The sequence below is a fragment of the Brevundimonas sp. NIBR11 genome, assembly GCF_027912535.1.
Taxonomy (GTDB): Bacteria; Pseudomonadota; Alphaproteobacteria; order Caulobacterales; family Caulobacteraceae; genus Brevundimonas.
In genome coordinates, this window is the sequence record NZ_CP115465.1 from 63476 (window position 1) to 81908 (window position 18433).

Annotated in this window: 19 protein-coding genes and 1 tRNA gene; 6 read left to right on the top strand and 14 right to left on the bottom strand. The window is 68.7% G+C overall.

Annotation, left to right across the window (positions count from 1 at the left end):
• Positions 1-15: 15 nt before the first annotated feature.
• From O5O43_RS00300 to O5O43_RS00330, 7 genes are all read right to left on the bottom strand, one after another.
• Entirely contained in the window at positions 16-552 is a 537-nt protein-coding gene (locus tag O5O43_RS00300; RefSeq protein ID WP_271084936.1) for a CcdC protein domain-containing protein, read from the bottom strand.
• 73 nt (positions 553-625) lie between these two features.
• Complete coding sequence (locus O5O43_RS00305; protein WP_271084937.1) at positions 626-1633, bottom strand: fumarylacetoacetate hydrolase family protein; 1008 nt, start codon at positions 1631-1633, stop codon at positions 626-628.
• Positions 1634-1689: 56 nt separating this feature from the next.
• Entirely contained in the window at positions 1690-2391 is a 702-nt protein-coding gene (locus O5O43_RS00310; RefSeq protein WP_271084938.1) for a hypothetical protein, read from the bottom strand.
• A gap of 86 nt (positions 2392-2477) precedes the next feature.
• Positions 2478-2735 carry a hypothetical protein gene (locus tag O5O43_RS00315; protein WP_348637145.1) on the bottom strand — a complete coding sequence of 86 codons (258 nt, stop codon included), beginning with the start codon at positions 2733-2735 and terminating at the stop codon, positions 2478-2480.
• Positions 2732-3883 (bottom strand): isoaspartyl peptidase/L-asparaginase, encoded by a 1152-nt coding sequence (locus tag O5O43_RS00320; protein WP_271084939.1) that lies wholly within the window; start codon positions 3881-3883, stop codon positions 2732-2734. Before O5O43_RS00320 ends, O5O43_RS00315 begins: the two co-directional genes overlap by 4 nt.
• Before the next feature lie 183 nt (positions 3884-4066).
• Positions 4067-5173 (bottom strand): 4-hydroxyphenylpyruvate dioxygenase, encoded by a 1107-nt coding sequence (gene hppD / locus O5O43_RS00325; RefSeq protein WP_271084940.1) that lies wholly within the window; start codon positions 5171-5173, stop codon positions 4067-4069.
• 325 nt (positions 5174-5498) lie between these two features.
• Positions 5499-6131, bottom strand: coding sequence for an exopolysaccharide biosynthesis protein (locus O5O43_RS00330; RefSeq protein ID WP_271084941.1), 633 nt, complete (start codon positions 6129-6131; stop codon positions 5499-5501).
• Positions 6132-6220: 89 nt separating this feature from the next.
• Here O5O43_RS00330 and O5O43_RS00335 point away from each other — a divergent pair, with 89 nt between their 5' ends.
• The 3 genes from O5O43_RS00335 to O5O43_RS00345 are packed head-to-tail and all read left to right on the top strand — an operon-like array spanning position 6221 to position 7938.
• A complete protein-coding gene (locus tag O5O43_RS00335; RefSeq protein ID WP_271084942.1) occupies positions 6221-6796 on the top strand; it encodes a YqaA family protein in 576 nt (191 codons plus the stop codon).
• Between the two features lie 43 nt (positions 6797-6839).
• Positions 6840-7376 (top strand): disulfide bond formation protein B, encoded by a 537-nt coding sequence (locus tag O5O43_RS00340; RefSeq protein WP_271084943.1) that lies wholly within the window; start codon positions 6840-6842, stop codon positions 7374-7376.
• Entirely contained in the window at positions 7354-7938 is a 585-nt protein-coding gene (locus tag O5O43_RS00345; RefSeq protein WP_271084944.1) for a demethoxyubiquinone hydroxylase family protein, read from the top strand. The genes O5O43_RS00340 and O5O43_RS00345 overlap by 23 nt, the downstream gene beginning before the upstream one ends.
• On the opposite strand, the gene O5O43_RS00350 is transcribed toward O5O43_RS00345, so the two are convergent.
• The 6 genes from O5O43_RS00350 to rpmH all read right to left on the bottom strand — a co-directional run bounded on the left by O5O43_RS00350 (position 7922) and on the right by rpmH (position 14019).
• On the bottom strand, positions 7922-8875 hold the full coding sequence (locus tag O5O43_RS00350) for an esterase-like activity of phytase family protein (RefSeq protein ID WP_271084945.1): 954 nt from the start codon (positions 8873-8875) through the stop codon (positions 7922-7924). The genes O5O43_RS00345 and O5O43_RS00350 overlap by 17 nt on opposite strands.
• On the bottom strand, positions 8875-10761 hold the full coding sequence (gene cobT / locus O5O43_RS00355) for a cobaltochelatase subunit CobT (RefSeq protein ID WP_271084946.1): 1887 nt from the start codon (positions 10759-10761) through the stop codon (positions 8875-8877). The genes O5O43_RS00350 and cobT overlap by 1 nt, the downstream gene beginning before the upstream one ends.
• A 211-nt stretch (positions 10762-10972) precedes the next feature.
• The gene (gene yihA, locus O5O43_RS00360; RefSeq protein ID WP_271084947.1) at positions 10973-11614 is read right to left on the bottom strand and encodes a ribosome biogenesis GTP-binding protein YihA/YsxC; all 642 of its coding nucleotides are present in this window, start codon (positions 11612-11614) and stop codon (positions 10973-10975) included.
• A complete protein-coding gene (yidC, locus tag O5O43_RS00365) occupies positions 11611-13437 on the bottom strand; it encodes a membrane protein insertase YidC (protein WP_271084948.1) in 1827 nt (608 codons plus the stop codon). The genes yihA and yidC overlap by 4 nt, the downstream gene beginning before the upstream one ends.
• A 5-nt stretch (positions 13438-13442) precedes the next feature.
• Positions 13443-13853: a ribonuclease P protein component gene (gene rnpA, locus O5O43_RS00370; protein WP_271084949.1), complete on the bottom strand. Its 411-nt coding sequence runs from the start codon at positions 13851-13853 to the stop codon at positions 13443-13445.
• Between the two features lie 31 nt (positions 13854-13884).
• Positions 13885-14019 carry a 50S ribosomal protein L34 gene (gene rpmH / locus O5O43_RS00375; RefSeq protein ID WP_013268133.1) on the bottom strand — a complete coding sequence of 45 codons (135 nt, stop codon included), beginning with the start codon at positions 14017-14019 and terminating at the stop codon, positions 13885-13887.
• Between the two features lie 143 nt (positions 14020-14162).
• Between rpmH and O5O43_RS00380 the strand changes: the two genes are divergently transcribed.
• Both O5O43_RS00380 and O5O43_RS00385 read left to right on the top strand, forming a co-directional pair.
• The gene (locus tag O5O43_RS00380; RefSeq protein WP_271084950.1) at positions 14163-14885 is read left to right on the top strand and encodes a TVP38/TMEM64 family protein; all 723 of its coding nucleotides are present in this window, start codon (positions 14163-14165) and stop codon (positions 14883-14885) included.
• Positions 14882-16339 (top strand): ATP-binding protein, encoded by a 1458-nt coding sequence (locus tag O5O43_RS00385; protein ID WP_271084951.1) that lies wholly within the window; start codon positions 14882-14884, stop codon positions 16337-16339. Before O5O43_RS00380 ends, O5O43_RS00385 begins: the two co-directional genes overlap by 4 nt.
• 64 nt (positions 16340-16403) lie before the next feature.
• Here the strand turns inward: O5O43_RS00385 and O5O43_RS00390 are convergent, their stop codons facing one another.
• Positions 16404-18155, bottom strand: a complete 1752-nt coding sequence (locus tag O5O43_RS00390; protein WP_271084952.1) for a gamma-glutamyltransferase family protein — start codon at positions 18153-18155, stop codon at positions 16404-16406.
• Positions 18156-18291: 136 nt separating this feature from the next.
• Between O5O43_RS00390 and O5O43_RS00395 the strand changes: the two genes are divergently transcribed.
• Positions 18292-18368: transfer RNA gene (locus O5O43_RS00395), tRNA-Arg, on the top strand.
• The last annotated feature ends 65 nt before the right edge of the window (positions 18369-18433 follow it).

Consider the following 18433-nt stretch of genomic DNA (forward strand, 5'->3'; position numbering starts at 1 on the left):
CTCGACAGGGGTGGATCAGGCGGCGGCCTCGACGTGACTGTCCGTTCCGCCCGCCAGAACACGCCGCGCGCGAATGAACATCTCGATACGTTGCACCACGATCATGCCGACGACAAACACCAGGAAAGCGTCGGCGATGGCGAGGGCGTTCAGACCCCAGGCGGCGGCGTGCGGCTCCAGCACCGACCGCAGGGCGCTGCGGCCCAAAAAAAGCCCGATAATCAAGATGATGCCAAGCGGCGAGGCCTGGGCCTTCAGCGTGCCGTCGGCGTGTTTCTCGATGGTGGTCATTTTGCCGCGCCACCAGCCGGCCGCGCAGCCGAGGCCGAAGCCGACCAGAAGGATCATCCAGGAGACGGCGTCGAACGGGGTGTGATCCGCGCCCGGCTCCATGCTGGTCCCCCATAGGGCCAGACCCATCAGGGGCACGATGACGGCCGGGGTGACCCACATCCATTGCGGCCGCAGGGTCCGGGGCGCGCGGTTCCTGAGCAGGATCAGCGGCAGGATGACCAGAATGACGATGAGCGGTGCGTACTGTTGCGGCGTCATGCCGAAAAATCCCCCTGCGGCGGCTTGCCGCAGGGCGCACATTAGGCCGGTCGCGGGCTGGCTGGGAAGGGGTTCAGATCGGCTGAACGGTCTGTTCGATGGCGCCGAAGATGGAGTGGTGTCTGTCGTCCAGCATCTCGATGCGGACGGTGTCGCCGTGCTTGAGGAAGGGGGTCGTCGCCGCGCCGGTGTTGATCGTTTCGACCGTGCGGATCTCGGCGATGCAGGAGTAGCCGAGGCCGCCCTCGGAGACCGGCTTGCCGGGACCGCCGTCGGCGCCCTTGTTGGACACTGTGCCCGAACCGATGATCGTGCCGGCGACGAGGCTGCGCGTCTTGGCCAGGTGGGCGATCAGGACGCCGAAGTCGAAGGTCATGTCGACGCCGGCGTCGGCGCTTCCGAAATCCTTGCCGTTCAGCTGGACCGTGAGGGCGCCCGAGAGCTTGCCGTCCTTCCAGCGGTCGCCAAGCGCATCCGGGGTGACGAAGACGGGCGACAGGGTCGAGGCGGGCTTGGACTGGACGAAGCCGAAGCCCTTGCCCAGTTCGCCGGGGATAAGGTTGCGCAGGGACACGTCGTTGACGAGGCCGACCAGACGGATGTGATTGCGGGCCTCTTCCGGCGAGACGCCCTGCGGCACGTCTCCGGTGACGACGACAATCTCGGCTTCCAGGTCGCAGCCCCAGCTTTCGTCGGCGAGCGGGATCGGATCGCGAGCGCCCATGAAGTGGTCGGAGCCGCCCTGATACATCAGGGGGTCGGTCCAGAAGCTCGTGGGCATCTCGGCGCCGCGCGCCTTACGCACCAGTTCGACGTGGTTCACATAGGCCGAGCCGTCCGCCCACTGATAGGCGCGGGGCAGGGGGGCGGCGGCGTCGCGTTCGTGGAAGCGGCCGCGTGGCACGGCCTCGTGGTCGAGGCTCTCGGCCAGGGCGCGGAGTTTGGGCTCGACCTGCTCCCAGTCGTCCAGCGCGGCCTGTAGTGTCGGGGCGATCAGGAAGGCGTCGGTGAACCAGGCGAGGTCCGAGGAGACGACCACGAGGCGACCGTCGCGGCCGTGTTTGAGCGAGGCGAGTTTCATGGCGGCAGGCTAGGCGCTTTCGCACAGCGTGCAAACCGCCGGCGGCGCGGATCGTCTCAGCGGGCGGACAGTTCCCTGTGGGCGGCCGCGATCTCGTCGATACGGGCCTCCTTGAGGCGCCAGTGATCGTTCAGGTCGGACACGGCCTTGCGGATGGCGTCGCGACGCTGGGCCTCGGTCGGAGGGGGCGCAGGCGTGGAGGGCGTGGTCGGGCGCGCCGGCGTCGGGCGGCGAGGCGGCTGGTGGATGACGACATGGCTGGCGCGTTCGATTACGATGCCTCGGGCAGCCGTGAGGTCAGTCTTGTCGGCATGGGCGTCATCGGCGTGGGCATCGTGCTTGTCGTGCGAGCCTCCGTGGTCCGGGCCATGGCCGTGGTCATGCCCGTGCCCATGATCGCCGGCGGGATCGGCCAAGGCTTCGTCGAGGGCCGCCAGCGGAGCGAAGCCCGCGCCCAGGGCCAGGGTCTTGCCCAACCTATTCTGAATGACCCGCTGCAGATCGTGGGCGCTATCGACGAGGCTGTTGGAGTGGGCGGTCATCGTCGCGCGGATGGCCTCGTCCACCGCCTTCCAGATCGCCGGCCCGTCATGACCGGCGGCGTTTCGCGGCTTCTGGCCCAGCCACCAGCCCAGCAAACCGGCCGCGAGCAGCAGGATCAGCAGGAAGGCGAGCAGCAGCGGCGGCACGCCCAGGACCAGGCCGTCCTGAGCCGGCTCGTAGAAGGAGTCCGCCGGCGCAAAATCCTGGGACATCATCGACGCGCTCCTGTCTGGCCGAACCGATCATGGATCAACGACCCATGGTCCGCCAAGCAAAAGGTTAACGCGCAAGCGTGACGGTTTCAGCGCGGGGCGTGCAGGACCGCCCGGGCCTCGACTCCCTCGCGGGCGGCGGCGTCGCGAACCTCGACCTCGACGATGATGGCGCCCTCGGGGTCCAGCGCCCACAGGTAGCGGCGCTCGACCTCGACCGTGCGGCCGGAGGGGGCGAAGCCCTCGAAGCTGTCGCCCCAGGGCGTGATCCGCTTCAGTTCGGGCCAGGTCAGGGAACAGGCCGAGTTCAGCTCCTCCTGCGCCATCTGGGTCAGTTCGTCGGTCACGGGGCCTCGTCAGCGTAGATGGCGACACGCGGGGTCGGCGTAATCGCAGAGATTTGGCCGCGATACATGCCGGAGGTCGACATGGAGAAGGCTGGATCGCCGTCCAGGCCCATGACGATGACGCCGCCCTTGCCACCGAGGTCGTCGGCGTCCGCGATCTCGTAGTCGGCGGCGGCCTGCACAGGGCGGAGTGCACGCCGACAGACGGCTTCTTCCGGACCACGGCAGGCGGCGCTGAGCCCAGCATCGTTCACAGCGCGTTCGCCATCGCTCCAGCGCCGGGTTTCGCCAATGGAAGCGCAGATGTCGCGTGCGACCGTGGCCCGGATGAAATACTCCCCGTCCCCCGTGGCCGAGACCGCGCAGCCGTCGCGGTTGGAGGCGTAGGTGCCTGCGCCGATCACCGGGACGTCGCCGACCCGGCCCCAGCGCTTGCCGGTCGTGCCGCCGGTGGACGTGCCGGCCGCGAGGTTCCCCTGCGAGTCGAGTGCGACGGCGCCGACGGTGCCGAACTTGCGCTCGTTCAGGGGCGGGGCGGGCTCCAGCGAAGCCATGCCGGCTGCGGGTGCGCCGGCCGGGCGTTCGGGGATGGGCAGGTTGTTGTCGGTCAGGAACTTCACCAAACCCTGCCAGCGGCGCTCGGTGAAAAAGAAGCTCGGATCGACCTGTTCCAGTCCCTGGGAGGCGGCGAAGCTGTCGGCGCCCGTGCCGATCAGCATGACGTGGGGGCTCTGCTCCATCACCGCGCGGGCGGCGGCGATCGGATGGCGGGTGGTGGTCAGGCCCGCCACGGCGCCGGCGGTCAGGTCCTCTCCGTTCATCACGGCGGCGTCCAGCTCGTTGCGACCAGCGGCGGTGAAGACCGCGCCTCGACCGGCGTTGAAGAGCGGATCGTCCTCCATCAGCTGGATCGCGGCCTGGACGGCGTCCAGGGCCTCGCCACCGTTTCGCAGGACCTCGGCGCCGGCCTCCAGCGCGCGGGTCAGGGCCGCGCGATAGGCGGCGTCCTGTTCGCCGGTCAGGTTCGCCCGCTCGATCACGCCCGCCCCGCCGTGGATGGCGAAGGACCAGGTCGGCGCCTCCTGCGCGACGGCCGGGGCGGCGAGCGCGAGGGCGGCGAGCGTCCCCATGAGAAGACGCTTCATCATCAGGGTTCCCGCTTGTGATGCGACCATTTCCAGAGGCGATAGGCGACGATCGGGGTGAAGCCGCCGATCAGGGCGCCCGCCAGCACCGGCCAGAAGCCGGCCTGGAGCCACTGGCCGATCAGGCCGCCGACGACGGCGGCGACGACCGGCCCGAGGAAGGGCAGCCAGGAGGGCGGTGCGATCTTAATTGGCGTCGACCTTGATGACGCCGCGACGGATCTGGTCCAGCTCGATGGAATCGAACAGGGCCTGGAAGTTGCCGTTGCCGAAGCCTTCGTTGCCCTTGCGCTGGATGATCTCGAAGAAGATCGGGCCGAAGGTGTCCTGGGTGAAGATCTGCAGCAGCAGGCCTTCGTCGTCCGAGCCGTCGATCAGGATGCGGTTCTTGCGCATGCGCTCCACGTCATGCCCGTGGTTGGGCAAGCGTTTGTCGATCAGTTCGAAATAGGTCTCGATCGTGTCCTGAAACTGGACGCCGCGTTCGCGCATGGCCTCGACCGTGGCGAAGATGTCGTCGGTCGCCAGGGCGATGTGCTGGATGCCCTCGCCGTTGTAGCGACGCAGGAACTCCTCGATCTGGGAGTTGTCGTCCTGGCTCTCGTTCAGGGGGATGCGGATGGCGCGGTCGGGCGCGATCATGGCCTGCGAGAACAGGCCGGTCGCCTTGCCCTTGATGTCGAAATACTTCTGCTCCTCGAAGGCGAAGACGTCGCCGTAGAAGCCGGACCAGGTGCGCATCTGGCCGCGCTTCACATTGTGGGTCAGGTGGTCGAGCAGGTGCAGGCCGACGTTGTTCTTGCGCTCGGCCTCTTCCCAGCCCTCGATCTCGTCCCAGCTGTCGTACAGGGAGCCCGTCTCGCCATAGGCGTCGATGATGTAGAGCAGCGAGCCGCCGATGCCGCGCAGGACGTAGGCGCCCTCGCCCAACGCGCCGCCGTTGTGCATATCGGCCGGATGGGCGCCGCGGGCGACCGCCTCGTCATAGGCCTTCTTCGCGTCGGCGACCCGGAAGGCCATGCCGTTGGCGGACGGGCCATGATCCTTGGCGAACTCGCCGGCGTGACCCTCTGGCTTCGTGTGGACCAGGAAGGTGATATCGCCCTGCTTCATGCGGACGACGCCGTTCCTGGGGTTCACGTGTGTCTGGACGAAGCCCATGACCTCGATCTGCTTGATCATGGCCTGGGGGTCGGGGCCGGTGAACTCGACGAACTCGAAGCCGTCGACGCCCAGCGGGTTCTCGAGAGCGGGGATGGTGGCGTCGGGGGTGGTCGTGGTCAGGTCGTCCATGGGGCGTCTCCTGCAAGGGTCGGGACCCGGTCCGGCCGGGTCGATTGGCGCGGAACCTAGAGGCGCAACCGCGACAAGCCAAGCCGATGACGCGCAGACGTGATGCGCCAGGTTCATCACAGCGATCACGGCGGGTTCACGGCGGGCACGACGCGATCCGTGTTCGCTGTGCTGTCGCCGTGCCCGCCGTGACGAACCAACCCTCTGTCTCAGCAGGATGTCAGACGTTTTAAATTCCGCTGACGCGGGAAAGAACGACCCACACTCAACGTGACGTCAGTAATAAGGACTGGGGAGCGGCTCGTTCGTTGAGTGTCGATTGAACCTAGACGAAGACCAGCCGGGACGTCCATTCCGCGCCGATCAGGAGGCCAAAGGCCAGCACCCCCAGCAGGGTCAGCCAGGCCGTCGTCACCGCCGCCCCGCCCAGCACGAACAGGCCATCGCGCTGGATCAGCCCGACCGACAGGAGGGCCAGGGCGATCGAAGGAATGGTGTTGGTCATCGGCAGGACGATGGTCAGGGTCGCCAGGATCATGAACAGGGCGGTCATACGCTCCCCGGCTCCGGTCGCGAACATCAGCAGGCGCGGGCGGGACAGGCGGTCGATCCAGCCCAAACGGGTCTCGGCGAACTCAGCCATGGCCTTCAGCCATTTGCCCCTGGCGCGCAGGTTCAGCACCCAGCCGGGTAGCCAAGGCTCCTCGCGCCCGATCAGCAACTGAGCCGCGATCAGGATGATGATGACCCCGACGACCTGGGGCACGCCGTAGAGACCAGGCACGAGACAGGGGATCGACAGGATCAGGATGAGGAGGCCGTAAGCCCGCTCGTCCAGCCGATCGCGAATCTGGTGCAGGGTCAGGCCCCGATCGGCCCCGTCATCCGCCAGACGGCGCAGCAGGCGGCCGAGGTCGTGCGAGACGTCATCCTGATGGCGGGAAGGCGGTCGGGTCATCGCGGCCTCCTTACCCGGCGCCGACGGCCGCCTCAGGTGACGCGATGCCGCAGCGATGCTAACGCCCGGGCGTCGATCTCGGGGATCCCATGCTGCGCAAACTCTACGACTGGGTCTTCGAACAGGCGCGCAAGCCCTATGCCGAGAAGACCATGGCGGCGGTGTCCTTCGCCGAGGCGTCGTTCTTCCCCATTCCGCCGGACGTCATGCTGGCGCCGATGATCCTGTCGCGGCCGGACCGGGCCTATCGCTATGCGGCGGTCTGTTCGATCGCGTCGCTGCTGGGCGGCCTCTTGGGCTACGCCATCGGGGTGTTTCTGGAGCCCGTGGCGATCCGGCTGCTGGAGATTTTCGGCCATGGCATGGACATGGGCGTCTATCAGTCGTGGTTCGCCGACAACGGCTTTCTGGTCATCCTCGGCAAGGGCCTGACGCCGATCCCGTTCAAGCTGGTGACCATCGCGGCCGGTCTGGCGAAGTTCAATCTCGGCCTGTTCGTCCTGGCCGTGGCCATCACCCGCTCGGGCCGGTTCTTCCTGGAAGCCTGGATCCTCAAGACCTGGGGGCCCTCCATGCTGGAGATCGTCGAGAAGCGGCTGGCCCTTTCGTTCGTGATCGGCCTGGTTCTGCTGATCGGCGGCTTCCTGTTGCTGAAGCTGCTCTAGCCATCCATCGACGGACGCGCGCGCTGCGGCTAAGAACGTGGGCATGAGAACCGCCTACCGTTTCCTGACCCGTTGGTGGACCGTCGTCGCCTTGGCCATTTCGCTGGCGATGCTGGGCGCGGCCCATGCCTTCGAACGGTTCGCGGGGCTGAGCCCCTGCAACCTCTGCCTCAAGCAGCGCGAGGTCTTCTGGGGCGCGGTCGCCGTCTCCCTGGTCGCCACGATCTGGACCGTGATCAGCCAGGCGCGACGGGGCACGCCCCGCATCGCCGCCTTCCTGCTGTTCGCCGTCTTCGCCACAGGAGCGATCACCGCCGGCTTCCACGCCGGGGGCGAGATGAAGTGGTGGGCGCTGCCGGCCCTGTGCTCGGCCGGGGGCGCCCCCGCCGATCTGGAGGGCCTGACGTCGCTGGCGCTGGGCACCGGCCCGGCCATTCGCGTCGCCATGTGCGACGCGGTCGCCTGGAGCTTCCTGGGCCTCTCCATGGCCGGATGGAACGCCCTGATCTCCGCCGTCCTGGCCGGCTTCAGCCTGGTCGCCGCCAAGAGGCCCAAGGATGCTCGTGCCCCCCGAAACTAAGGTCCGCCGCACGACGCTCGCTCGGCCCGGCCGTGGCGCGATGCGCGCCCGGATGGCCGAGATCCTGCGGGTCGATCACGCCGGGGAGTTCGCGGCGGTCAAGATCTATGAGGCGCAGGCGAGGGTCTTCGGCGGCGTGCGCGGCAAGGACGCGATCGCCGCCGACATGGTCGAGATGAAGGCCGGCGAAGAGGTGCACAAGGCGCGCTTCGACGCGTTGCTCACCCAGCACCGAGTGCGGCCCACGGTCATGCTGCCGCTGTGGTCGTTGGCGGCGACGGGTCTGGGCGCAGCCACGGCCCTGATGGGCGAGAAGGCGGCCCATGCCTGCACCGAGGCGGTCGAGAGCGTGATCGAGGAACACTACGCCGACCAGGTCGCGGAACTGGCCGAGCGCGAGCCGGAGCTGGCCGCCGAGCTGGACAGGTTCCGGCAAGAGGAGCTGGACCATCACGACCACGCCGTCGCCCATGGCAGTCGGGAGGCGCCGGCCTATCGGCTGTTGAGCGCGGTGATCAAGACCGGATGCCGGGTGGCGATCAAGCTCAGCGAACGGGTCTAGAGACGTCGAACGCCAGCAGCAGCGTCTTCTGGAAGACGTTGTCATTGTCGTCGCTGAGCAGATAGAGGCGCACGCCGGACGGCGTGCGAACCGCCGCGATCCCTTCGAAATTGTCGGTCGAGGCTGGTGGCCGCAGACGGATCAGCGGCTCCGACAGCGTCCCGTCCGGAGCCATGTGGCGGACGCGCGCCTGCATGTTCAGGGGCGGGACGAACAGGCGCTGGACGATGAACCAGCCGCCCGCCGGATCGACGTCCGCGCCGGTCGTCAGGAAGCCGTCGGTGTGGGCCCTCGGGGCGTTGGGCAGGGGCGCGCAGGCGTCGGCGTCGCAGAGCCAGGCGCCGCCCGACTCGCCGAGCGCCAGCCATTTCCCGTCCGGCGCGGCGGCCAGGCCCTCGACGCCCTGATTGTCCTCGAACGGGTGGTGGGGGGTGGAGACGAGGGCCGGCCTTTCGTTCGCCCCGGCGCCGTAAGACCAGATGCGGTGGTCGCGCTCGAAACTGACCAGGACGCGGTCGTCGGGCAGGAGCGCCAGCCCCTCCGCATCGGCGTTCTCCTTGGGGGCCAGGGCGACGCCGTCGAGGCCGGTCAGGGGACGGGTGACGGCGCTGTCGGCCGAGGTCAGGCGACCGTTGCGGTCCAGCCGAATCGTGAAGCGGACCAGATGGCCGAAGTCGCTGATCGCCCAGGCGCGGTCTGCGTCGATCTTCAGATCCGACAGGCCGTGGAGGTCCGGCCCGCGCAGGATCAGACCGCCCGCATAGGAGACGCCGGGCGCCAGAGTCGCGCCGCCGACGCCGAGCGGGACGTGGCGCGCCTCCATCCGGACGGCGCGATCGGGACCGGCGACGGGGCCGGGCGTGGCGGTGACGACGGCCGCGCAGGCCGCCAGACCCACCAGGGCCAGCGAAAGCCCTGCGCGAAGGGCGAGACGCATCACGCCGCGCGCTTCAGGCGGCGTCCGCCCTTCTGCGTCGTCTGTTTGGGCGCGGCGTCGAACAGTTCGGCCAGCTTCTCGATCATCACCCCGGCCAGCTGTTCCACATCGACAATGGTGACGGCGCGGCGATACCAGCGGGTCACGTCGTGGCCGATGCCGATGGCGATGAGTTCGACCGGGCTCTGGGTCTCGATCCGCTCGATCACGGCGCGCAGGTGTTTGTCGAGATACAGCGCCGCGTTGGCGGACTGGGTCGAGTCGTCCACCGGCGAGCCGTCGGAGATGACCATCAGGATCTTGCGGCTCTCGGGCCGGTTCTTCAGCCGGTCATGGGCCCAGGTCAGGGCCTCGCCGTCGATGTTTTCCTTCAGCAACCCCTCGCGCATCATCAGGCCGAGGTTCTTCTTGGCCCGGCGCCACGGCGCGTCGGCGGCCTTGTAGATGATGTGTCGCAAATCGTTCAGGCGGCCGGGCATGGCGGGCTTGCCGGCCGTGATCCAGGCCTCGCGCGCCTGTCCGCCCTTCCAGGCGCGGGTGGTGAAGCCCAGGATCTCGACCTTGACCCCGCAGCGCTCCAGCGTGCGGGCCAGGATGTCGGCGCAGACGGCCGCGACCATGATCGGGCGGCCGCGCATGGAGCCGGAGTTGTCGAGCAGAAGGGTGACGACCGTGTCCCGGAAGGGGCTTTCGCTTTCCATCTTGAACGACAGAGGACTGGTCGGATCGGTGATGACGCGGGTCAGGCGGGCGGTGTCGAGGACGCCCTCTTCCAGATCGAAGGCCCACGAACGGTTCTGCTGCGCCATCAGACGGCGCTGCAGCTTGTTGGCCAGGCGGGCGACGACCGAGGACAGGATGGTCAGCTGCTGGTCCAGCAGGGAGCGGAGGCGCTCCAGCTCCATCGGGTCGCACAGGTCCGCCGCATCCACGACCTCGTCATAGGCGGTGGTGAAAACCTTGTAGAAGTCCACCTGACGGCCGTCGTCGGCGTTCTCCTGACGGTTCGGCAGGGCGCCTTCGGCCACATCCGGGCCGTCGTCGGCGGCATCACTGTCGCGCTCGGCGGGAGCGCCGTCCGGGCGGGCGTCGCGGTCCTGTTCCGAGGTCGGGTCCTCGGACGAGCCGTCCATCGACTGGCCGCCTTCGCCGCCGCTCTCGTCCTCTTCGTCGTCCTGATCTTCCGAGGCTTCGGGTTCCTGCGGATCGGGTTCGTCCTCGCCCTGATCGTCGGAGGCGTCGTCGCCGCGCCCATCGCCGGGGTCGAGGTCCAGGGCGCGAAGCACGTCGCGCAGGGCCTTGCCGAAGGCGGCCTGGTCGCCGGCGGTCTCGGCCAGTCTGTCGAGCTGGACATGGGCCTTGGCCTCGATGTCGGTGCGGACGAGGTCGAGCATGGCGCCGGCGCCGTCGGGCGCGCGCTGGCCGGTGACCCGTTCGCGCAAAAGCAGGGCCACGGCCTCGGCGACCGGCACGCGATCGGCCTCGGTGACGCGGAGCGCCCCCATCTTCTCCAGACGGGTCAGGAGGGCCGCGTTCATGTTGTTGCGGACGCCGGCCAAGGCGGTGGAGCCGTGGGCCTCGACCCGGGCCTGTTCGACGGCCTCGAACACCTCGGCGGCGCGGCTATCGGCGGGACGCAGAGTGGAGTGGATCGCCGGGTCGTGGTTGGCGAGGCGCAGGGCGAGCCGGTCGGCCTGGCCCCGGATGGTGGCGCTGTCGCCCTCGGAGGGCGTGCGCGGCGGGTGGGGCAGGGTCAGGACGCCGCCCGTCAGCTTGGGGCCGTCGGAGCCGAAGACGACTTCGAGTTCCGACTGTTCCGCCAGGGCGCGGGCCGCATGGGCGAGCGCGCGCTTGAAGACCTCGGCGGGGGTGTCGGCGGGGGGCATGGATCGTAACTAGTGGGTCAGGCGTGGGGAGGCCAGAGAGGGTTTTCTCCCTCCCCGTTCGGGGAGGGTGGCTGAGCGAAGCGAAGCCGGGTGGGGGCGGCAAGGCGAGGCCCCACGGACACATCGCCGCCTTGTCGCCCGGCCACCCCCACCCGGTCTCCGCCTACGGCTCCGACCACCCTCCCCCGAGGGGGAGGGAGAAGCCTGCGCCTTAGAGCTCCGCGCCGGTCGTCCGCATGATCTCGGCGCGGAGTTCCGGCAGGCCATAGCCCTTCTCGGCAGAGGTCACCGCCACCGCCGGGAAGGCGGCCGGACGTTTGGAGATGGCCTTCAGAGTCTGTTCGGCCACCGTCACCCGCTCGTGCGCCTTGATCTTGTCGGCCTTGGTGAGAACGATCTGGTAGCTGACGGCGGCCAGATCGAGCGCGTCCAGCGCCTCGGTGTCGACCGACTTCAGGCCATGACGGCTGTCGATCAGGAGATAGACACGCTTCAAAGTGACGCGACCGCGCAGATAGTCGCGACCCAGGTTCTGGAACTGGCGCACCGTCGACTTGGACGCCTTGGCCCAGCCGTAGCCCGGCAGGTCGACCAGGCGCATCTTGCCGTCCAGGTCGAAGAAATTGACCTCGCGCGTCCGGCCCGGCTCGTTGGAGGCGCGGGCCAGCTTGTGCATGCCGACCAGTCCGTTGATCAGGCTGGACTTGCCGACATTGGACCGCCCGGCGAACGCGATCTCCGGCAGATCCGGCTCGGGCAGTTGTTCGAGCTTGGCGGCCCCCATGACGAAGGTCGCCTGACGCTGGAACAGGACCCGCGCGGCCTCGATCTCTTCGTCCGTGAACTCGGTCAAGACGCCGTCTTTTTGAGCTTGGAGAAGAAGGTGTCGATCGGGTTCTCGGCCTTGAAGCGGTGCATGATGAAATACTGCTGGCCGATGGAGAGCACGTTGTTCCACGCCCAGTAGACCAAGAGACCCGCCGGGAAGCCGGCCATGATGAAGGTGAAGACGATCGGCATGAACATGAAGATCTGGCGCTGGACCGGATCGGGCGCAGGCGGGTTCATGGCCTGCTGCAGCCACATGGTGAAGCCGTATATGATCGCCAGGACGCTGAGCGCCAGGGTGAAGCCGCCGGCGTGCGAACCGATCAGGCCGCCGACCAGGGGCGCCGACGACGGATCCCACGGGATCAGGCCGAACAGGTTCCAGATGTTGGTCGGGTCGGGCGCCGACAGGTCGCGGATCCAGCCGAAGAAGGGCGCGTGCCGCATCTCGATGGTGACGTACAGCACCTTGTAGAGGGCGTAGAAGACCGGGATCTGGACCAGGATGGGCAGGCAGCCCGCCAGCGGATTGATCTTCTCCTTCTGGTACAGCTCCATCGTGGCCTTCTGCTGGGCCTGCGGGTCGTCCTTATGCTGTTCCTTGATCTTCTCCATCGCGGGCTGGAGCTTCCGCATCTTGGAGAGGCTTTCGTAGCTCTTGTTCGCCAGCGGGAACATGATGAGCTTGATCGTCAGGGTCAGCAGCAGGATGGCGACGCCGAAGTTGCCGACGAGACCATAGAAGAACTCGACCAGGAGGAAGATCGGGCGCGTCAGGAAGAAGAGGAAGCCCCAGTCGATCGCATAGATGAAGCGCGGCAGGTCGTACGACTTCTCATAGGCCGAGAGGATCTCGTTGCGCTTGGCGCCGGCGAACAGGTGCTGGACCTCGGTGATCTGGCGACCGGGGTTGATGGTGCGCGCCTCGCCCAGGATGCGGGCCTCGTGGATGTTGTAGCGGTCGGCGTCGGTGACGACGAACTCGGCCTTCACGGTCTCCGTCTGGGGCGGGATCAGGGCCGCCATCCAGTATTTGTCGGTGATGCCCAGCCAGCCGCCGGTGGATTCGAACGCCTCGCGCGGGTTCTTGGCCCAGTCGCCGTACTTGAGCTGGGTCGTGGCGAAGCCGTCGCCCTTGGAGAAAGTGCCGATGCCGCCTTCGTGCAGGATCTGAGTCTTGCCCAGGTGTGCCGGCACGCCCTGGCGCTCGATGCGGCCATAGGGGGCGATGGTGATGGCCTGGGTCCCCAGGTTGGCGACCGTGTCGGTGACAGTGAACATATACTGGTCGTCGATGGCGACGACACGGGTGAAGCGCAGGCCCTGCCCGTTGTCCCAGGTCAGGGTGATCGGGGTGGTCGGGCTGAGGGTCGATCCGGACGTCAGCCGCCAGATGGTGTTGGGGCCCGGAACGCCGCCCGCGATATTCTGGCCCGTCCATCCGAACTGGGCGAAATAGGCGTGCTCCATGCCCTGCGGTCGGAACAGCTCGACCGGCGGCGCGTCGGCGTCCAGCGTCTCGCGATAGGTGGTCAGGAACAGGTCGTCGATGCGGCCGCCCTGAAGCGACAGCGAGCCCTGCAGGCGATCGGTGCGGACCGGCACGCGGGCGACCGTGCCCATGGCCTGGGTGCGGTCCGTGACGAAGATGGCGCCCGACGAGGCCGGCGACGAGCCCGGAACCTGGTCGGCGGCGTCGGGCGAGGCCGGGGCGGCGGCCGCGGCGGCTTCCTGGGCGGCCTTGCGGCGCTCCATCTGCGGGCCCATGACGAAGATCTGGTACAGGATCAGGATCGCCGCCGTGGCCACGGCGAAGATCACCATATTCCGGGTGTTCTCGTTCTTCATTCGGGTCAGCGGTCCTGAGACGTCGTATCGGGGGAAATAGAGGCCGGCCGGGCGGATTTCGAGCCGTCGGCGGGGGTCGCGAGCCTTGTAAGGGCCGATTTCACATCGTCAAGCAGACGGTCCCAGGGACGGTCGGCCGTGCCCTGTCGGGCGATGAAGACATAGTCGCTGCCGGGGACGCCGTACTGGCCGACCATGGCGCGAGCGGCCTCGCGCAGGCGGCGCTTGCAGCGGTTGCGCACCACGGCCCCGCCGACCTTGCGGGTCGCGGTGAAGCCGATCCGCATCGTCGCATCCCCATCGGCTCGGTCCAGTCGCTGGACGACCACGGCGCCGCGGGCCTGAGAAACGCCTTTCGCGGCCGCCAGAAACTGGGGCCGCGACGTCAGGCGATGGATTGTGCAGGCAATCGTCATCGATCCCCTCCGGGAGAGGGGAGCCGACCGCTTAGGCGGTCAGCTTCTTGCGGCCCTTGGCGCGGCGGCGGGCGACGATCTTCTGACCGTTCTTGGTGGCCATCCGCGAACGGAAGCCGTGACGGCGCTTGCGCACGAGTCGCGACGGCTGATAGGTCCGCTTCACGGTCGGCTCCAGAGTTAAAGGGTTGCGCGGGGGACGAACTGTCCTCTGCGGGAAGGGCGGGCGTATAAGGGGCGAGGCTTCGGCTGTCAACGCCGGGGAACGCTCTCCGGCAGCTTCGAACGGCCGGGAGCGTTGGGAAGACTATGGATCGCGTAAAACGGTTTCTGCCCCTGGTGGTCCTGGCGTGCGTCATCGCGCTGATCTTCGGCATGGGCTGGAACCGATATCTGTCGCTCGAGACCCTGCGTCTGCATGGGGGCGAACTGCGGGCCTACGCCGCCGAGCACTATGTCCTGGCCCTGCTGATCCTGATGTCGATCTTCGCCATCGCCACGGCCAGCGTGGTGCCGGGCGTCTTCTTCGTCACCATCACGGCCGGATACCTCTTCGGGCCCTGGGTCGGCGGGGTGTCGACCTCCATCGCCGCCACGTCGGGCGCCCTGATCGTCTATGCGGTGGCGCGTTCCGCCCTGGGTCGGGATTTGCGCGACAAGGCCGAGCGCGATCAGGGGATGCTGAAGAAGGTCTGTGCGGCCATCGACAAGGACACGTTCTGGTATGTGCTGGCCTCGCGGCTGGCGGTGGTGGTGCCCTTCCACATGATCAACATCGCCGCGGGGATCATGTCGGTGCGGCTCTTGCCCTACACGATCGCCACGGTGGTCGGCCTGCTGCCCGCCCACATCATCTATTGCTGGATCGGCGCGCGGTTGAACCAGCTGCTGGCCGAAAACCCCGATCCCGACATCCAGGCCCTGTTCGGCCAGTTCTGGGCCCCGATGGCGGGAGTGTTCGTGCTGGCCGTCGTTCTGCCCCTGGTGCTCAAGGCCGTCCAGAAACGCCTGCCGGGAGCCGCCACGCCGTGAGCGGTCTTCTGGACCGGCTCAAGGCGCGTTTGCCCGGGGACTGGCGCGAGCGGTTCATGCCGCACGGGCCAGACGGCCTGTCGTCACGCCTGTTGCTGCTGACTGTCCTGTTCACCCTGGCCGTGCAGGCCCTAATCCTGGGGCCGAACGCGGCGAGCTTCCACGAGCGCTGGCTGATGGACCGGCTGCAGGCGGCGGAGCTGGCTTCCGTCGGGGTCGAGGCTCTGCCCTACAGCGCAGTTGACGATCAGACGGCCGAACAGCTGCTGCGCATCGGCGGCGTCTCGGCCGTGGCGATCAGCGACCAGGGCGTCATGCGCCAGCTGTTGCAGGCCCCGAACCTGGCCCGGACGCCCGACTTCATCGACCTGCGGCGTCGCAGTCTGGGGGCGCGGCTGCTCGACCCCATCCGCACCCTGTTCGGACCCGAGGACCGCTCGATCCGGGCGCGGGCGGCGCCCCGCTATCGCTCCGGCGACTTCATCGACGTGGTGGCGCCGGCCCAGCCGCTGAAGATCGAACTCCGCGCCTTCCTGCTGAACAGTCTTCTGGTGTCGATCCTGATCTCGGTGGTGGCGGGCGGGCTTCTCTATGCCGGCCTCTCCTTCCTGGTGATCCAGCCGCTGCGCCGGGTGACCCGTTCCATCGAAGGCTTCGCCGCCGATCCGCAGACGGTCGCCCCCACCCCCTCGGACCGACATGACGAGATCGGTCGGGTCGAGCGCGAACTGGCCGTCATGCAGGAGGAGGTGCGTCAGGCCCTGCGCTCCCGCTCCCGCCTCGTAGCGCTGGGCGAGGCGGTGGCCAAGATCAACCACGACCTTCGCAACATGCTGACCTCGGCCCAGATCGCGTCCGAGCGTCTGGCCGATTCCGCCGACCCCCAGGTGGCCAAGGCCCTGCCGCGTCTGGAACGGGCGTTGGGACGGGCCGCCGCCCTGACCCGCAATGTGCTCGACTACGGCAAGTCGGAGGAGCCGGCGCCGGTGCTGGATCGGGTGTCGCTGGCCCCCGCCGTCACCTCGGCGGCCGAGGATGCGGGGCTGGAGAGCCACGGCGTGCGTCTGGTGAAGGCCCTACCGGCCCGGTTCGCGGTCCAGGCGGATGCCGACCAGCTGCACCGCATCCTGGTCAACCTGATGCGCAACGCCCGTCAGGCGATCGAGGGCGACGCCGGGCGGGCGGCGAGAAAGAAGGGGCCGCTGGGCTCCATCCTGGTCGAGGGCGCCAGCGAACCCGGCTGGTCGGTCGTGCGCATCGTGGACGACGGCCCGGGAATCCCGCCGCGCCTGTCGGGCAAGCTGTTCGAACCCTTCGTCTCGGGCGGGTCGGCCGAGGGCACGGGTCTGGGCCTGACCATCTCGCGCGAACTGGCGGCGGCCCATGGCGGCGAGCTGCGGCTGGTCGAGACGGGGCCGACCGGCACGACGTTCGAGCTGCGCCTGCCGGGGTAGTTTCGGCTGGTAGAAGATGGAGATTGAAGGCGAGCACGATGGTCTGGATCGTGCCCCTCTTTAACTACTCCGTGCGGGCCACGCCCTCGCGACGGTCGTCGGCGCCGCCATCCCAGTGGTCGCCACGCCAGATCGCGCCGTGCAGGCCTGAGGTCTCCGAGGCGTTGGGCTCCAGCCGGATGCCCCGCTGGGCCAGCTGTTCGGTCAGGGTCGGGCCGAAGCGCGACGTGTCGGCGCCGAAGCCCGGTCCCTTGGCGACCAGATTGGGCAGGTCGAAGGCCGCCTGCATCGGCAGGCCCCAGACCAGGCTTCCGATCAGGGCCTTGGCATTATAGGCCAGGATCGACGGCCCGCCGGGCGAGCCCAGGGCGCCGACGAGACGCCCCTGATGATTCAGAATGATGACCGGCGACATCGACGAGCGCGGCCGCTTGCCCGCCGCCACGGCGTTGGCGACCGGCGCCCCCTCCGGCGTAGTCGGCGAGAAGGAGAAGTCGGTCAGCTGGTTGTTGAGGAAGAAGCCCGCCGCCATCCGGCCCGACCCGAAGATGCTCTCCACCGTCGTGGTCATGGAAACCGCGTTCCCGGCTGCGTCGACCACGACCATGTGCGAGGTGCCGGCGGGCTCGGTCGTGGCGTCGGGCGCACGGAAGATCCCGCCCGGAGGCGTCCCGGCCGTCGCCGCGCCGGTCAGGCCGGGAGCCAGGGCCGCGCGCTGGGCCACATAATCGGGGTCCAGCAGGCCGGCGACCGGCACGCCGACGAAGGCCGGGTCGGCGACATAGCGGTCGCGGTCGGCGTACATCAGCCGCTGCAGCTGGGCGAACATGGTCCAGGCGTCGGCGCTGGTTTCGCCCTCGGCCAGGACGGGGGCGGCGGTCGGGGTCTCGGCCATGGCCAGAAGCTGCAGCAGGGCCACCCCGCTGGACGGCGGCGGCGGGATGCAGACGACATAGACGCGGAACGGCCGGCAGAGGGCGTCGCGGACGACGGGGCGATAGGCGGCCAGATCGGCGGCGCTCAGCGTGCCGGGGCGCGGCTCGGCGTGGACCGTGTCGACGATGGCCTGGGCGATCGGGCCGGTGCGCAGGGCCTGGATGCCGTCCCGCGCGATCGTGGCCACCGTCTGGGCGTAGGCGGGGTTCCTCAGGGTGTCGCCGGCGACGTAGCGGGTCCCGTCGGGCTTGGTGAAATATTCGGTCGCCCAGCGCGTGCGAGCCTGACCCTGCCCTGCGATGAAGCCGGCCAGACGGGGGCTGACGACGAAGCCCTCGCGGGCCAGCCGCTCGGCGTCGCCGAACAGGCTGGACCATTCCAGCGTCCCATGGGCCTCCTGCGCCATCGCCAGGGCCGCCACCGCGCCCGGCGCGCCCGTGGACCGGCCGCTGAGGACCGCGTCCATGAAGGGCAGGGGGCGGCCGTTCTCGTAGAACAGTTCGGGCGTCGCATCGGCCGGGGCGGTCTCGCGCCCGTCATAGGTGGTCACCGCCTGGGTCGCGGCGTCATAGACCATGATGAAGGCCCCGCCGCCGAGGCCCGACGACTGGGGCTCGACCAGACCGAGCATCGCCTGCACCGCCACCGCCGCATCCACCGCCGACCCGCCGCGTCGCAAGACCGCCATCCCCGCCTCGACCGCCAGCGGATTGGCCGCCGCCACGAAGGGGCCGCGTGCCGGGGCGGGCGCGGGAGCCTCGACGGCCGGCGCTGTTCCGGTCGCGCCGCCGATGGGGGTCTGGCACCCCGCCAGCGACAGGGCCAGGACGGCGACGATCAGGGGGCGGAACGGCGAATACGTCATGGCGGTCCGAGGCATGGGGCGATAGCGCGATCCGATGGACCTAAGCCCCTGTGTCCGCCTCGCCAAGCACCGGTTTCAAACTTCCTCGAAAACCGGGTTGCGCCCGCGAGGGCGACCCGCTAGATACCCGCCCTCGCCGCAAGGCCAGTGCGCACCCGTAGCTCAGCTGGATAGAGCATCAGACTACGAATCTGAGGGTCGGACGTTCGAATCGTTCCGGGTGCGCCATTCTCTTTCAAGACATCGATGATCGAACGGGCCTCGCGTCCCGAGGCTTGGTGCGCCTGTCAGGG

Excerpts from the sequence above, each read along its gene's own strand:
- O5O43_RS00300 (WP_271084936.1), bottom strand. The coding sequence starts at position 552 with ATGACGCCGCAACAGTACGCACCGCTCATCGTCATTCTGGTCATCCTG.
- O5O43_RS00305 (WP_271084937.1), bottom strand. The coding sequence starts at position 1,633 with ATGAAACTCGCCTCGCTCAAACACGGCCGCGACGGTCGCCTCGTGGTC.
- O5O43_RS00310 (WP_271084938.1), bottom strand. The coding sequence starts at position 2,391 with ATGATGTCCCAGGATTTTGCGCCGGCGGACTCCTTCTACGAGCCGGCT.
- O5O43_RS00320 (WP_271084939.1), bottom strand. The coding sequence starts at position 3,883 with ATGATGAAGCGTCTTCTCATGGGGACGCTCGCCGCCCTCGCGCTCGCC.
- hppD (WP_271084940.1), bottom strand. The coding sequence starts at position 5,173 with ATGGACGACCTGACCACGACCACCCCCGACGCCACCATCCCCGCTCTC.
- O5O43_RS00330 (WP_271084941.1), bottom strand. The coding sequence starts at position 6,131 with ATGACCCGACCGCCTTCCCGCCATCAGGATGACGTCTCGCACGACCTC.
- O5O43_RS00335 (WP_271084942.1), top strand. The coding sequence starts at position 6,221 with ATGCTGCGCAAACTCTACGACTGGGTCTTCGAACAGGCGCGCAAGCCC.
- O5O43_RS00340 (WP_271084943.1), top strand. The coding sequence starts at position 6,840 with ATGAGAACCGCCTACCGTTTCCTGACCCGTTGGTGGACCGTCGTCGCC.
- O5O43_RS00345 (WP_271084944.1), top strand. The coding sequence starts at position 7,354 with ATGCTCGTGCCCCCCGAAACTAAGGTCCGCCGCACGACGCTCGCTCGG.
- O5O43_RS00350 (WP_271084945.1), bottom strand. The coding sequence starts at position 8,875 with ATGCGTCTCGCCCTTCGCGCAGGGCTTTCGCTGGCCCTGGTGGGTCTG.
- cobT (WP_271084946.1), bottom strand. The coding sequence starts at position 10,761 with ATGCCCCCCGCCGACACCCCCGCCGAGGTCTTCAAGCGCGCGCTCGCC.
- yidC (WP_271084948.1), bottom strand. The coding sequence starts at position 13,437 with ATGAAGAACGAGAACACCCGGAATATGGTGATCTTCGCCGTGGCCACG.
- rnpA (WP_271084949.1), bottom strand. The coding sequence starts at position 13,853 with ATGACGATTGCCTGCACAATCCATCGCCTGACGTCGCGGCCCCAGTTT.
- O5O43_RS00380 (WP_271084950.1), top strand. The coding sequence starts at position 14,163 with ATGGATCGCGTAAAACGGTTTCTGCCCCTGGTGGTCCTGGCGTGCGTC.
- O5O43_RS00390 (WP_271084952.1), bottom strand. The coding sequence starts at position 18,155 with ATGCCTCGGACCGCCATGACGTATTCGCCGTTCCGCCCCCTGATCGTC.